Origin of the sequence: Sphingomonas sp. LY54 (assembly GCF_035594035.1) — a bacterium.
Taxonomy (GTDB): domain Bacteria; phylum Pseudomonadota; class Alphaproteobacteria; order Sphingomonadales; family Sphingomonadaceae; genus Allosphingosinicella.
This window is the reverse complement of record NZ_CP141588.1, coordinates 2,822,144-2,836,507: the sequence shown is the minus strand read 5'-3', so window position 1 is coordinate 2,836,507 and position 14,364 is coordinate 2,822,144. Positions and strand designations below refer to the sequence as shown.

Annotated in this window: 11 protein-coding genes; 2 read left to right on the top strand and 9 right to left on the bottom strand. The window is 63.9% G+C overall.

The genetic code is table 11. The features are described 5' to 3' along the window. Positions 1–32 precede the first annotated feature (32 nt). The 5 genes from SH591_RS14070 to SH591_RS14050 form a co-directional block, all read right to left on the bottom strand. Positions 33–779, bottom strand: a complete 747-nt coding sequence (locus SH591_RS14070; protein ID WP_324749642.1) for a 3'(2'),5'-bisphosphate nucleotidase CysQ — start codon at positions 777–779, stop codon at positions 33–35. After that, entirely contained in the window at positions 776–2,686 is a 1,911-nt protein-coding gene (gene cysN / locus SH591_RS14065) for a sulfate adenylyltransferase subunit CysN (RefSeq protein ID WP_324749641.1), read from the bottom strand. The genes SH591_RS14070 and cysN overlap by 4 nt, the downstream gene beginning before the upstream one ends. A gap of 53 nt (positions 2,687–2,739) precedes the next feature. Continuing rightward, entirely contained in the window at positions 2,740–3,588 is an 849-nt protein-coding gene (gene cysD, locus SH591_RS14060) for a sulfate adenylyltransferase subunit CysD (RefSeq protein WP_324749640.1), read from the bottom strand. Positions 3,589–3,700: 112 nt separating this feature from the next. Beyond that, on the bottom strand, positions 3,701–5,059 hold the full coding sequence (locus SH591_RS14055) for an HlyD family type I secretion periplasmic adaptor subunit (RefSeq protein WP_324749639.1): 1,359 nt from the start codon (positions 5,057–5,059) through the stop codon (positions 3,701–3,703). Next, a complete protein-coding gene (locus SH591_RS14050; RefSeq protein ID WP_416385244.1) occupies positions 5,056–6,771 on the bottom strand; it encodes a type I secretion system permease/ATPase in 1,716 nt (571 codons plus the stop codon). Before SH591_RS14050 ends, SH591_RS14055 begins: the two co-directional genes overlap by 4 nt. 299 nt (positions 6,772–7,070) lie before the next feature. Here SH591_RS14050 and SH591_RS14045 point away from each other — a divergent pair, with 299 nt between their 5' ends. Both SH591_RS14045 and SH591_RS14040 read left to right on the top strand, forming a co-directional pair. Continuing rightward, entirely contained in the window at positions 7,071–9,296 is a 2,226-nt protein-coding gene (locus tag SH591_RS14045; RefSeq protein ID WP_324749637.1) for a GumC family protein, read from the top strand. A 34-nt stretch (positions 9,297–9,330) separates the two neighbouring features. Next, the gene (locus tag SH591_RS14040) at positions 9,331–10,233 is read left to right on the top strand and encodes a sulfotransferase (RefSeq protein WP_324749636.1); all 903 of its coding nucleotides are present in this window, start codon (positions 9,331–9,333) and stop codon (positions 10,231–10,233) included. Here the strand turns inward: SH591_RS14040 and SH591_RS14035 are convergent. The 4 genes from SH591_RS14035 to SH591_RS14020 form a co-directional block, all read right to left on the bottom strand. Then, on the bottom strand, positions 10,218–11,054 hold the full coding sequence (locus tag SH591_RS14035; protein ID WP_324749635.1) for a sulfotransferase: 837 nt from the start codon (positions 11,052–11,054) through the stop codon (positions 10,218–10,220). The two genes, SH591_RS14040 and SH591_RS14035, sit on opposite strands and share 16 nt — an antisense overlap. A 103-nt stretch (positions 11,055–11,157) precedes the next feature. After that, positions 11,158–12,099, bottom strand: coding sequence for a sulfotransferase family protein (locus tag SH591_RS14030; protein ID WP_324749634.1), 942 nt, complete (start codon positions 12,097–12,099; stop codon positions 11,158–11,160). Positions 12,100–12,124: 25 nt separating this feature from the next. Further along, on the bottom strand, positions 12,125–13,441 hold the full coding sequence (locus SH591_RS14025) for a lipopolysaccharide biosynthesis protein (RefSeq protein WP_324749633.1): 1,317 nt from the start codon (positions 13,439–13,441) through the stop codon (positions 12,125–12,127). Then, complete coding sequence (locus SH591_RS14020) at positions 13,438–14,313, bottom strand: sulfotransferase family protein (protein WP_324749632.1); 876 nt, start codon at positions 14,311–14,313, stop codon at positions 13,438–13,440. The genes SH591_RS14025 and SH591_RS14020 overlap by 4 nt, the downstream gene beginning before the upstream one ends. Positions 14,314–14,364 lie beyond the last annotated feature (51 nt).

The following is a 14,364-nucleotide window of genomic DNA, read 5'->3' as shown; positions in this document are numbered from 1 at the left end:
GGAGCGCTCGGCCACGAGGCGGGCAACCTCCGTCACGCCATCGCCTCGAGAAGTCCGAGAAGCCGCGCGGCATCCTGTTTCCTGCAGACAAGGAGGTCGGGCAGATAGGAGTCCGGCTGGTTGTACCGAAGCGGACTTCCGTCGATGCGCGAGCAGTGAAGGCCATGCGCGAGCGCCACGGCGACGGGCGCGCAGCTGTCCCATTCATACTGGCCGCCGGAATGAAGATAGAAGTCGGCCTCGCCGCGGACGACGGCCATCGCCTTGGCCCCGGCCGAGCCCATTTCCGCCAGCTCGGCCCCGAGCGCATCGGCAAGTGCGACGGCCTGCGAGGCCGGACGAGTGCGGCTCACCACGACTCGCGGCCTGCGCTCCTCGGCCTCAGGTCCTGCGACGATGCCGGCGTCAGACCGGAGGGTGACGCCCAGTCTCGGCAGCGCAACAGCGCCGAGCGTCGCCTCGCCGTCCACTGCCAGCCCGACATGAACCGCCCAGTCGCAGCGTCCCTCGCCATACTCGCGGGTGCCGTCGAGGGGATCAATGATCCAGACACGGGACTTGCCTAGTCGAGCGCCCTCCCAACCCCCTTCCTCCGACAGGATGGCATCGTCGGGTCGCTGCTCCCCGAGCGCCCGCATAAGGAACTGGTTGGCGACGGCATCCCCGGCCTTACCCAAAGTTGCCGGACCAAGAAGAGGCGTGGACTGGAGCGCCAGAAGAATTCGTCCGGCCGTTTCCGCGAGCTGGGCCGCAAGTTCCGCATCTTGTGTCTGCGTCATGGAACGAGCTTCGCGATGATCGCGTCGGCCGCCTCCTCAGGCGACATGCTCGCGGTATCGATACGAACTTCGGGTTGTTGCGGAGGTTCATACGGACTGTCGATGCCGGTAAAGTTCTTGAGCTCGCCGGCCCTGGCCTTGCGATAGAGGCCTTTGACATCCCGGCGCTCGGCCTCGGCCAATGCCGTGTCGATATGGATCTCAAAGAACTCCCCGTCGGGAAGCATGGAGCGCACCATCGCGCGCTCGGCGCGAAACGGGCTGATGAAGGCGGCGATGACGATGAGGCCGGCATCGGCCATCAGGCGCGCCACCTCCCCCACCCGGCGGATATTCTCGACACGGTCCGCCTCGGTGAAGCCCAAATCCTGATTGAGGCCATGGCGGACGTTGTCGCCGTCGAGCAGGAATGTGTGCCGGTTCATCCGCGCAAGCTTCTTGTCGACGAGGTTGGCGATGGTCGACTTTCCGGCCCCCGAAAGACCAGTAAACCAGAGGACGGCCGGCTTCTGGTTCTTGAGCGAGGAGCGGAAGTCGCGGCTGATATCGCTCGGCTGCCAATGGATATTGTGCGATCGGCGCAGCGCGAAATGAAGAATGCCAGCGCCGACGGTCGCGTTGGTCACCTTGTCGATCAGGACGAACCCACCAAGGTCGCGGCATGCCTCATAAGGCTCGAACGCGATCGGCTGCTCGGCGAGAAGGTTGACCACCGCGATATCGTTTAGCCCGAGCGTCTTGGCGGCGAGCTTCTCCATCGTGTTGACATTGATCTGGTGCTTGATCTGCTGCACCGAAGCGCCAACCACCCGAGTGCCGAGCTTCAACGAGTACTGCCGGCCCGGCAGCAACTCCTCGTCCGCCATCCACACGAGGCTGGCCTCGAATTGGTTCGCGACTTCGGGCGGTGCATGGGCTGCCGCGAGGATGTCGCCCCGCGAGCAGTCGACCTGGTCTTCGAGTGTCAAGGTGACCGACTGGCCCTCTTCCGCCGACGGCAGCTCGCCGTCGAACGTGACGATCGCCTGTACCTTGGTGCTGCGCCCGGAAGGAAGCACTCGGACTGGGTCGCCCGGACGGACTGTCCCCGAGACGATCATCCCCGAATAGCCCCGAAAATCGCGGTGGGGGCGATTGACCCATTGGACAGGCATGCGGAACGGCGAGCACGCGTCCGCCTGTGCGACCTCCACCTCCTCGAGATGGGAAATGAGGGTGGGACCGCCATACCAGGGCATGTTGGCGGAAATACGGGCGATATTGTCGCCCTCGACGCCCGAGATCGGGATGGCGAGAAAGTCGGTGCCGTCGAGACCCTCGGAAAATTCGCGATAGGCGAGGACGATCTCGTCGAACCTGTCCTGGGCATAGCCGACGAGATCCATCTTGTTCACCGCCAGGACGAGGTGCCGGATCCCCATCAGGCGGGCCAGAAAGGTGTGGCGCCGGGTCTGGGTCAGAACCCCTTTCCTCGCGTCGACCAAGATCACAGCGAGATCTGCGGTGGAAGCGCCGGTCACCATGTTGCGCGTATATTGCTCGTGACCGGGCGTATCGGCGACCACGAACTTGCGCTTCTCGGTCGCGAAGAATCGATAGGCGACGTCGATCGTGATCCCCTGCTCCCGCTCCGCGGCCAGTCCATCGACGAGCAAGGCGAAATCGATGGCCCCGGCCTTCCCCCCGGCTTTCGCGGATTCCGCCTCCAAGGCCGTCAGCTGGTCCTCGAAGACCATCCGGGAATCGTAGAGCAGCCGGCCGATCAGGGTCGATTTTCCATCGTCCACCGATCCGCAGGTAATGAAGCGAAGCATGGACTTCATCTCATGCCTGTCGAGATAGGCGACGATATCCTCGGCGATCAGAGCCTCGCCTTCGTAATGCTTGTCGAGAAATGCGCTCGTCATGGAGTTTCCCTTCCCCGCAACCATGGCCGCCGATCCGCCCAACGGACCACGCATCAGAAATAACCCTCGCGCTTCTTCGCCTCCATCGAGGCTGCGTGGTCATTGTCGATCGCGCGCCCCTGCCGCTCCGAGGTGGTAGTAAGCAACGTCTCCTGGATGACCTCGGCAAGCGTGCTCGCCCGGCTCTCGACGGCGCCGGTCAATGGGTAGCAGCCGAGCGTGCGGAAGCGGATCGATCGCATGACCGGCTCTTCGCCCTCCTCCAGCCGGAAGCGTTCATCGTCGACCATGAGCAGCATTCCGTCGCGCTCCACGGTCGGTCGCGAGGCCGCGAAATATAAAGGCACGATCTCAATGCCTTCCGCACGGATATACTGCCAGATATCGAGCTCGGTCCAGTTGGAGAGCGGGAAGACCCTGATCGACTCCCCCTTGCGCTTGAAACCGTTATAGATCCGCCAGAGTTCGGGGCGCTGGCTTTTGGGGTCCCAGCGATGGTTCCTCGCGCGGAACGAGAAAACCCGCTCCTTGGCGCGACTTTTCTCCTCGTCCCGACGCGCGCCGCCAAAGGCGATGTCGAACCCATGGTGGTCGAGCGCCTGCTTGAGGCCCTCGGTCTTCCACATCCGGGTATGGAGCGGTCCGTGGTCGAAAGGATTGAGGCCCATCTGCAAGGCTTCGGGATTGTGATGAACGATGAGCTTCATCCCGGCCTCAGCCGCCGCGCGGTCGCGCAGCTCGTACATCGCCTGGAATTTCCAGGTGGTATCCACATGCAGGAGGGGGAAAGGCGGCGCCCCGGGGAAAAAGGCTTTCTTGGCAAGGTGCAGCATGACCGCGGAATCCTTGCCGACGCTGTAAAGCATCACCGGATTCTGTGCCTCTGCGACCACCTCGCGCATGATGTGGATGCTTTCGGACTCGAGTCGCTGGAGATGTGTAAGCGACATTAGCCCTCCTTCGACATGGCGAGCGACGTCGGAGCCCGGAATGGATTTTCCTTCCGCACCACGATCAGCTTTCCCTGAAAGCCCTGTTGAGCTGATCCCGCAACGGGCGAACGATATAGCTCAGCATTGTCCTCTCCTCGGTCTGGACAAAGGCTTCGACGGGCATTCCCGGCTTGAGCTTGAGCCCGCCCAGCCGCCTCAGTTCGGTATCGCTCAAGCTGATGGTCGCGCGGTAATAAGCCATGCCCGTCTCCTTCTCGACCGTGCGGTCGGCGGAGACGTGGCTAACAGAACCCCGAAGCTCGGGTGTCGTCTGCGCCGAAAAGGCGCTAAAGCGCAGGATCGCGGCCTGTCCTTCCCGGACTTGATCGATCTGCGTCACCGGCAGTCGCACCTCGACGACGAGTCGGTCACGATCCGGCACAATCTCCATGATGGTATCCCCCGGAGGCACCACTGCTCCGATCGTCCTGTAGGCGAGCTTGTCGACCACGCCCGAATAAGGCGCTCTTATCGTCGACCGGTGATAGGCATCGTCGGCAGCAACCTTTTGCCGGCGAAGGTCGGCAATCCTGGCCTGCACCTCCATCAACTCTCCTGCCGCAGCGCTTCTCGCTTCCTGCCCAAGCGATGCGGCCTGCGCTCGAAGCTCGGCGATGCGAGCCTGCCCGCCGGCCGCGCCGCTGCGGGCGCTGTCCGCGCTTGCGGAGATCGACACGGCCGCCCGCTCGAGCGCGTTGAGGCGATCGAGCGTCGTATATTTCTTCTCGAAAAGGCCTCTCTGGACGGCAAGCTCCTGCCCGATCAGCTCTGCCTGCTGGCTGTAGCTCGATCCTTGCGCGCGCAATCCTGCGATCTCGGCATTGGTTTCGGCAATCTTCTGCTCGATCTGCCGCAACTGGCCCTGGCGCGCTGCGCGCCTCAGCCGGAACGCCACGTCCTCCTCGCGCATCAGCGCGGCGATATTCGGATCGCCGGACCTTGAGAGAAGTATGGCGGGAAAGGCTATCCTGCCGAGCGCGTCCCGCTCGGCGATCAGGCGGGCCGAGCGCGCGAGCAGCTGGTCGAGGCTCTCGCCGGTCAGATCGGCATTGGCCTGGCTGACGCGGTCGTCGAAACGCATCAGCACCTGTCCTGCCGACACCCGGTCGCCGTCGCGGACCCTCACCTCGGCCACCACTCCGCCGAACGGATGCGCGATCTGCTTTACGAACGTCGCCACGGAGACCGAGCCCGGCGCGATCACCGCCCCCGTCATGGGCAGGGTCGCCGCCATCGTGCCCAGGCCGAGAACGAGGACGCAGATGATCAGCATGCCCCGTCTCAGCCCCCGCCGCAGCTGTGCTTCCGGGCTGTAGTCGCTGCCGGCGAGCCGGATCGGCTGGCCGCGCAATTCCACGGCGAGGCCGGTTTGGCCATTCATGCCGCGGCGATCCTGGGATCGGAAGTGGCCGGGTTCAGCATCTGCAGCCGGGCCAGCACTTCATCCCGGCGTCCAAGCTGGCGGACCTGTCCATCGGACATCAGCATCACATAATCGATGTTGGCCAGGATCGCATGCCGGTGGGCAACGACGATTGTGATCGCGCCCCTTAGGCGTGCATCTTCAATGGCGGCGGCCAGCGCGGCCTCGCCCTCGAGGTCGAGATTGGAATTGGGCTCATCCAGCAGAAGCAGGAAGGGGTCGCCATAGAGCGCCCGCGCCAGCGCGACGCGCTGCTTCTGTCCGGCCGACAGATTGCCGCCACCCGAACCGAGCTGATATTCATATCCGCCTGGAAGATGGACGATCATGTCGTGCACATCGGCCGCCCGCGCCGCCGCCAGGACCTGATCAGGGTTCGCTTCCGGATCGAAGCGCGCAATGTTTTGAGCGACAGTTCCGTCGAACAGCTCTACGCTTTGCGGGACATAGCCGATGTGGCGCCCCAGATCGTCGGGCGCCCACTGATCGAGCGAGGCCCCGTCAAGCCTTATGCTGCCCCTCGCGACTGGCCAAATGCCAGCCAGCAAGCGGATCATCGACGACTTGCCGGAGCCCGAACGGCCGAGCACGCCCATCGACTCGCCCGCCTTGAGGTTGAAGGTGATGTTGTGGACGGTCGGCTTCTGCAAGGGAGGTCCACCGGCAAGGTCGCGCACCTGGAAGCGGGCCTTGGGTGCAGGCAGAGCGAGCGGAGCGATTTCGGCCGGAATGTCGCTGAAGACCCTCTCGAGCCTTTCCCAGGCCTGGCTGGCCGCGGTCATGGACTTCCAATGTGCAATCACCTGCTCGACCGGAAGCAGCGCGCGCGCGCTCAAGATGGATCCGGCGATGATGATGCCTCCGGTGGCATCGCCGTCGATCACCAGGAATGCGCCGACTGCAAGCATCAGGGACTGGAGCATCTGCCGGAACGACTTACTCACGCCCTGCATTTTGCCGCCGATCTCGGCAAGCCGGTCATGGGCCGCAAGCTGGCTCGTGCTAATGTCGGCCCAGCTGCGACGGGTCCATTCCGACATGCCCAATGCCCGGATCGCCTCGGCATTGCGTCGAGTCGTCTCGGCGAGCGAGAAGCGGGCGTTGGTCAGGCTGGCGACCGAACGGATCCTGTCACGGGTCAGCCGGTCGGTGGCAATCATGAGGATGACGAGGACGGCCACGCCAAGCAGGGATGTCAGTCCGAGCGCCCAGTGGAACATGAAGAGGACCGCCAGGAACAACAGCACCCAGGGCAGATCCAGAAGCGCGATCGGGCCCTGGCCCGACAGATAGGTCCTTATCGCGTCCACGTCCCTTACGGGCATGAGCCCTCCATGCATGGGGCCGAAGCGAAGCTCGTAGCGGCTGATGATGTCGTAGATGCGGCCCGACAGGCGCTTGTCCACGAGCGCGCCGACCTGGATGAGAGCGCGGCCTCGAATGATGTCGAGGGTCGCCTGGAATCCGTATGCGACGGCCACCATCGCGAACAGGCCCACGAGCGTCGGCACGCTCCGACTGGTCAGCACCTCATCATAGACGAGGAGCATGAAGAAGGACCCGGCGAGCATTAGGATGTTAAGGACCGCACTAAGTATAACGATTGGTATAAGGGCACCACGTGCTGGTGAGAATGCTCGCAATATCTCGGAATGTCTTTTGCGACCCATGAGCATCACCAGCTCCGACATTGACGACGCAAGCAGACTCGAACCAAACCGCCAGTCGAGACAGGCTTCGCATTAGCATACCAACACGACCGCAAGCGATGTGCAAAGCCATATGTCACGCATATTCTACAGAGCACAATAACACTAATGCCATAGTCCATAATCTGGACAAGACTCGGGCCAAGCAACTTGACACCTCATCTATCGCATGGCAACAGACTATTGAAAACGCTCATATTCAAGACTCGCCCCGCCTGGCGAACCACAGCACCGGAGGGGAGAATGGCGGAGGGGGAGCAATGGACCAGCCGACTCAAGTCGCTTCCGCATCTCCCCCTCCGACGCCACTGGATGCCGGAGACCCGATCGACCTGAGATCGCTCGGCATCATGTTCAGACGGCGGTTCCGATTCTTCGCGGCGATCTTCGCGTCCGTCGTCATCCTCACGCTGGCTTATGCGCTGACGGAGCCTGACAGCTACCGGGCGACGGCCAACGTCCTTCTCGACAGGCAGAAGCTCCTCGTCACGGATGTCGATTCCGTTCTTTCGGACCTTCCCGACGATTCCGCGTCGGTCGATACCGAGGTCCAGGTCATGCGCTCGCCCGGGCTCTTGAGGCGCGTCGTCGAGAGGCTGAACCTCACCCAGGATCCCGAGTTTAACGGCCAGATGCCGGACAAGACCCTTTCGGGGCGGGTGAAGAGCGGGCTGAGGGGCATCAGTCGCAGTGAGGGCGGCGCCGCGCAGAATCCCGTCGACAAGGCAGTGACGCTTCTCGCAGGCAAGGCAGACATCTCCCGGCGAGGCCTCACCTATGTCATCAGCGTGTCCGCCTCGACGTCCAGCGGAAAGAAATCCGCGGCCATCGCGAATGCGATCGCGACCGAATATCTCCAGCGCCAGATTGATCTCAAGCGGGATGCCGCCAATGCGGCGCAGGCCTATCTGCGGTCGCGCCTCAGCGGCCTCGGCTCGGAGGTGCAGGGACGGGAAGCTGCCGCGCAGGACCTGCGCGCGCGCGCCGGCCTCCCGCAAGGGGCTAACATGGAGACCTACGACCAGCAGGTCATCCAGGACACCAGCCGACAGGCCGTCGAGCTGGAATCGGACCTGGCAGAGAAGCGCGGGCGGCTCACCGCCGCCCTCACCGCGCGTGACAACCCTAATGCGCTTCCGGCGGTCATCGAGTCCAATATCATCCGCGACCTCAAGGCGCGGCGCTCCGAAGCTCTGGCGCGCTCGTCCGACATTTCGGCCCGCTACGGCCCCCAGCATCCCGAGACGCGCCGGATCCAGGATCAGCTTCGGCAGCTGGACACCGAGCTGGCACGCGAGATGGGGAATATTATCGCGGGCCTCGGCCAGGAAATGATCACAGCCGAGCGGCGTCTTGGAGCGGTCCGCGGACAGCTTTCGCGCCAGCGCGGGCAGTCCATCGCCAATTCGCGTAGCGCCGCCAGGGTCCAGCAGATAGACCGGGAAGCCCTCGCGTCGCGGGGCGTCTACGAGGATTTCCTCAAGCGTAGCAAGGAAACCGCCGAAACGGAGGACCTTGCAAAGGCGGACGCGACCATCATCAGCACGGCGGTGCCGCCCCAACGCCCGGGCGAGCCGAACCGGCCCGTGATCGTCATCGCGGGGGCGGCCGGGGCCTTCATGCTGGCGCTGTTCGGGGTCGTCTTCGTCGAACTCATCGACGTGAAGATCAGCTCGGGGTCGGATATCGCTCGCTACCTCGGCATGCGCCGTCTGGCATCCATTCCCGCCCTGGCCCCGCCGGACGGCGTCAGCCAGGCGCTCCTCGTCAGCGCCAGGCCGATGTCGAGCTACGCCGAGGCCTATCGAGAACTTTCCGACGCCGTGGTGCAGGGCCGGGAGGCGCAAACCGACGGGATCGCGCTTCCGCGGGCACATGCGGCGGCCACGGTCGTGGTCGTCACTTCCGCCGTGCCACACGAAGGAAAGACTACGGTGTCGGCCTCCCTCGCGCTCTCCCTCGCGAGGGCAGGCCATCGCGTCTGCCTAGTGGACGCGGACCTCAGGCGCCCTAAGATCCTCTCGTCGCTCGGATTGCGCACTCCCAAGCGCGAGGCACCCAAAGACGATGAAAAGCCATTGCCCTCGGAGCAGTCGCTTCTCCAGTATAACGACAATCTCTCCGTGCTCGCCATGCACAGATGCAAGGTGAACCTAGAGGTCTTTCGCGGCGAGGCGTTCCGCGCACTGCTCAACAGGTTGCGTCCCGGCTTCGACTTCATCATCGTGGACACGCCCCCCGTGCTGGCGCTGAGCGACGCCAAGCATATCTCCCATGGCGCGGATCAGGTCCTCATGGTGGTTCGGTGGCGCCGCACGAGCAAATTCGCCGCCCGCGCGGCTGTGCAGATGATGCTGAATGCCGGGTCACCCATCAGCGGGGTGGTGCTGAACGGCGTCGATCTCAAGATTCAATCCCTCTACGCCCGCGACGACGCCCTCGCTTATTATCGCAGCTACAAGCAATATTACGTCGAACGGGCGTAGGGCGCCGCCCACAATGGCTCTCTCACGCCTGCACATGCTGCTGATCGGGGCACCTAAATCGGGCACCACATGGTTGTCCCGATGCCTAGGCGAACATCCCGACCTCTTCATGCCCCGTGAGGAAATCCATTATTATTCGCGCCATCATCACAAGGGCGAGGCCTGGTACGCGCGCCACTTCCGGGGGTGCGCGCCCGGACAGCGGCTCGCCGAGAATTCGAACAGCTATCTCACCGATCCCCGCGCACTCGAGCGCATCGCGCCCGATCAGCCGGAGGCCAGGATCCTATGCATCCTGCGCAACCCGGTCGACAGGGCCTATTCTTCTTATGGGATGCAGGTGGATCGCGGCCGGGCAAGTTCGGACATCGACCTCTATCTGGATCCCGGTCGCTCTCCTCGCCCGCACATCCTCACCAACGGCCTATATGCGCGCCAGCTCGCGGCCTGGTACGTCGCCTATCCCCGTTCCCGGATCCTGGTCGTGCGCCATGACGACATCGCCGAGCGCCCGACGCTCCTGTACAAGCGCGTGCTCGACTTCCTCTCGCTGGACTGCAACTTCATGCCGACGGGGCTGGGCGTTCGCGAGAATGCCAGGAAGGCAGAGGGAGTGCCGGGTCCGGTCAAGCGGATGCTTTGGTGGGCCCGGCCCGCGCTCGAAACCGCGCCCCTACGTGCGTTCCGCTCGGGACCCGTTGGAAAATGGGTGACGAAAAGCCTCTCAAGGCCCAAATATTATCCGCCGCTCACCCCTGAGCTCCGCCGACGGCTGGAAGCTTTCTACAGACCCGAGATCGAGGCGCTGTCCGAACTTGTGCAGGAGGATTTCACTTGCTGGCTCGCCGGCGAGGAGAATTCGACAGGACGACCGGGCGACGCCAAGCCGCTTGCCCGCCCTGACCTGGAGATCAGGCCTCCTCAGCGCGCCGAATAAAGGCTTGCGGTCATGCGCGACACCAGGCCCGCAGCCATGTCCACATAGACCCTCTGGGGCCAGGACAGTCCAGCCTCCCAACTGCGGTCTACCCTTATCGCGCTGTCCCTCGTCATCCGGCTCTGGTTTCCGCTGAGATTGTGCCGCTCAAGCCGCGCCCATTCCAGCTGGGACGGCTCATATTCCAGCCCGAGCCTGGGCATGAGCTCGGTCAGCCAGCCGACCGGATCAGTCGCAATGCGCTCGTAGCTCACATAAGAGGCCCCGACCCGCCGCCCAAGCGCCCCCATCTTCCATGTATCGAGCTGGTTGCGCAAAGCGTGCCGGTAGGGACCCCTGCCCGACCTTTTCATGTTCGAAAGGACCTGCCCTCGCGGATCACGCATCAGGTGAAGGACGGTGACCGGCGCGATGCCGCTGGCGACGAGGCGCTCGCACCGCTGGATCCGCTTGCTCGAGTCCACGAGGAGCGATGCTCCGGTCGCTTTCGCGACCGCATCGAAGAGCAGCTTGTTGTCGCGGTGAAAGCGTTCCGGATCCGGCGCCGCGGGATCGAGGTCTGCAAGACCGAGGTCGGAGACCGATCTCACCGCTGCATCGACCCGGGGCCAGAACGTACAAGTCCAGATGTCCGGCGCACCGCAGGTGCACGCATTGCCGAGCGCGGTCTTGTGGGTCCTTTCTCTCTCACGACGGGCATATTGGCGAAGCTTCCAAGGCTCGCCGAGCAGGAAAGCCTGAGAATGCGCGCCGAGGAGCGCGCCCGCGAGAGTGGAGCCGCTATGCGGAAGGCTCATCACGTAGGCGATCGAATAGCCCATATGCCTCTCCCGTCGAGGGCCCGGTCAGTGCCTGCTTCTTCTTTGCCGATACTGGCCGATTATAAAAGGCACCGCAATATTCCCGGCGGACACCAATCGTTTCTCATCGCGGGACTTCCGTCGCATACGCGCCATGCTCCGCCACTCGCTTCCGGAAAGTGCGTCGGTTCGCAAGCGCGAGCCACTGGTCGGCGGCGGTCAACCTTAACTTTTCCGGGATTGAAGGCAGGCGCGCGCGATCATAATCGCGTCGATAGCCAAGATAGGTGAGCAAGGGACCGACCAGCGCCTCGAAAATTTCCACCTGCCGCGGCATGAGGACCTTTCGCCAGCCGTCCAGCCTCGTCGGGTCGGGCCTCTGTCCCACCAATGCGTGCTGCCCGCGCGTGAACCGGGGAACTGCAAAGCCTTGGCCGTCCGCCATCGCAGGGTCATATTGCAGTCCGAGGAAGTCGCAGATGCGCGAGAGCTCGCGGTGCGGGTCGGTCACGAGATCTTCGTAGCGGACTTGATGCCAGCGTCCCTCGCCCAGATAATGGCGCAGCGCCAGCCCCATCGCGACACGCTGCGCCCAGAAATTGGCAGCCGAATGTATCTGGTTGGGCCCCCAGTCGAGCGGGAGGATGGAGGCCGCGACGGCTCGCCCGTCCCGGACCACATGGACGGCGCGCAGCCCTGGGAAATGCGCCGCGAGCCGCTCCATCTCGCGGACATGACCCGGCTGGTGGTCGATCCAGTGGGTGATCCCTGTTCGCCCCTGGGCGCCTGCATAATGGGCGACCAGCCAACGCACCGCATCGGCGTGGGTACCCTCGCCCGCCGGCCGCTCGCTTCCGAGGTCGTGGTTCCATATCCTGAAACGATAATGGCGTTCGATGCGGGCCAATATGTCGGCCAGCTTCTCGCGGCCTTGAGGGTCGGAAGGTGCGAGGTCTGCCACGAACTGGGCTTCGGGTATGGCGATCACGCCTCGCGCGGCGCCGAGGAGCGAGCCCAGCATCGTCGTTCCGCTTCTCTGGCACCCTATGATGAAGATGGGCTCCAAGGACATCGCTCGGGCTAGCACGGGCTCACCGGATCGCTCGCGCCCGACGGTGGGCAGTGACGAACGCGGCGGCGATCATGGACATATTGAACAGGAAGGCGGCGATCGCGCATGCTGCGATCGCCGGCATGACGTCGCCTCCCCCCGCGAGCAACGGAAACGGGAGAAGTCTGAACGGTAGAAACAGGGCCTCTAGGATCAGCGCCGCGCGATTGCCGCGAAGGACGATCATGACCATCTGCGAGGGTGTCGTCACGATGAGCGCCGCCGACCAAAGCGAAGTCCATACCGCCATCTGCCCCGAGACGCGCCATTGCTCACCCAGGAAGATGGCAAAAAGCTCCTCGCCGAAGAAGAACATAATGGCGACGAGCGGCACGGCCGGCAGCAGGAATATCAGGGTGCATTTTGCCAGTGGCCGGACCAGCGACTGCTTGTGCTTGAGCCAGTGGTTGGCGAAGCGCTGGAGAAGCACGCGGCCGAGCGACTGGGAAATGAGCTGCGCGGGCAAGGCGGTGAGCCGCAAGGCGAAGAAGAAGAAGCCGGTGCCCGCCGCGCTGTAATAAGCCGCGATGAGGATGACGGGCATGTTGCGGTTCGCAGCATTCAGCATCGCCTTCGGCGTCTGGTATAGGGGAAAATCCTTGAAACGCCGAACCACGGTGATCATGCGCCGGCGCGAGGAGCCTCGCACTCGTTGGACTAGCTCCCGAACCGAGGGGCGGCGAGAAAGAAGCAAAAGGGCGAGCGAGGAGCCGAGGGCATGTCCAACGAGCAGTCCGGAACTTAGAAACCCCGCGATACCCAGTCCTCCCTGCGTGAGGACCGAGCTACCGTTCCGGATCACCTCGTTCGTCGACACGGCGGCGAATTGTCGCCATCTGACCAACCACGTCACGGCGATCTGGATGAGCCCGTCGGTCAGCACGGCGAGTGGAAGGACGATGCAGAATATTTGGGCCGCCTCCTCGCCGATCCTGCCGGCAAGCAATGGCCGCATGAGAAACGATCCGAGCGCGCAGAGGCAGGTTACCGTCAGCAGGACGACCGTCGCCGCGGAGGCCAAGGCCGCCATCTCCGGCCGGTTGCGCCCGGTCGCGATCGCCGTTTCGAACTTCACCGAGGAGAAGCGCGATACGATCTGGAATGTTGAGGTCAGAAGGGCAAGTGCCGCAAAGTGGACCGGAGTAAATATTCTCGCCAGAGCCGGAGCCGCCAGGACCACTATCAGCTGTGCGCTGGCCGAACCGGCCAGGAGCATCCCTACATCCATTATGAAGCGTTTCGCGCCGCCAAGCCACGGCTTCCTCTCCGGCGAGGGCGTCGTCCGGATATCGGTCACCAGCTGAACTCGGCGCCGAGCATGGCCCGGGTCGATTCCGCCGAGGCTGCCAGGCGATGGCGCAACCAAGTCTCCACGCCTTCCGGCGGTCGCGGATAGCGGCCGACATTGAGAGCGCCGTCGAGCCGGCGGAACGGCGCGATCTCCAGGAAGTCGGCCAACCTGGCAAGCGTTGCCTCCGGGGCCTCGAAAAGGCTTTCCGACCTGAGAATGAGGATGTTCGCGGGGGGAAAGCAGACGAACCACCGCTCGAGCTGGCGGTCATATTCGCTTCTTGCGCAATAGCTGTAATGCTGGTGGGCGAAGATCTCGCGAGACGTTTCGCCCACCCGCATATGCGGGTCGGCAAGCCTTACCGCCTCCTGCGAGAAGGCATCCATCGGCTCGAGGGTCTCGAAGCCGCGGCGCCATTCGTGCCAATAATGGGACCAGGCGCGCTGGACGGGATCGCGCAGCAGCGCGACGATGCGCGCATCCGGATCGTAGCGCGCGATCCGCGACGCGACCTGCGGATGGAAGAGGTAATAAGGAGTCGTGTCGAACGCCCGAGCGCCGTCGTCGCTGTCCGACACGGCGGGAAAGTGCGCCTCATACCACCGCGCGGGACGATCGGCCGCGAGATCGAAATAATGCACTTCCTTCACCAGCGGAGCACGCATGGCGGGATGCTCGCTCAGCAAGGCGTGGAGGCTGGTCGTGCCCGCTTTCTGCGCGCCCACGACAAAGACCGACGGGCGCATCCGGCGCGGGGCCAGCCGACGGGCAGCGAGACTTGCCTCGAGAAACAGACGCCGCGCACGTGCGCGATAGCGATAGCCAATGCGCTTGGGGACCAAGGCAGGCGCTTCCGAGCTCGCACGATTGTTCGACAATGAGCCGCTCCATGTGAAGACTGTTGGACGAACGCCTCGGCGAAGCGATTA

Excerpts from the sequence above, each read along its gene's own strand:
- SH591_RS14070 (WP_324749642.1), bottom strand. The coding sequence starts at position 779 with ATGACGCAGACACAAGATGCGGAACTTGCGGCCCAGCTCGCGGAAACG.
- cysN (WP_324749641.1), bottom strand. The coding sequence starts at position 2,686 with ATGACGAGCGCATTTCTCGACAAGCATTACGAAGGCGAGGCTCTGATC.
- cysD (WP_324749640.1), bottom strand. The coding sequence starts at position 3,588 with ATGCGCGAGGTGGTCGCAGAGGCACAGAATCCGGTGATGCTTTACAGC.
- SH591_RS14055 (WP_324749639.1), bottom strand. The coding sequence starts at position 5,059 with ATGAATGGCCAAACCGGCCTCGCCGTGGAATTGCGCGGCCAGCCGATC.
- SH591_RS14050 (WP_416385244.1), bottom strand. The coding sequence starts at position 6,771 with ATGGGTCGCAAAAGACATTCCGAGATATTGCGAGCATTCTCACCAGCA.
- SH591_RS14045 (WP_324749637.1), top strand. The coding sequence starts at position 7,071 with ATGGACCAGCCGACTCAAGTCGCTTCCGCATCTCCCCCTCCGACGCCA.
- SH591_RS14040 (WP_324749636.1), top strand. The coding sequence starts at position 9,331 with ATGCTGCTGATCGGGGCACCTAAATCGGGCACCACATGGTTGTCCCGA.
- SH591_RS14035 (WP_324749635.1), bottom strand. The coding sequence starts at position 11,054 with ATGGGCTATTCGATCGCCTACGTGATGAGCCTTCCGCATAGCGGCTCC.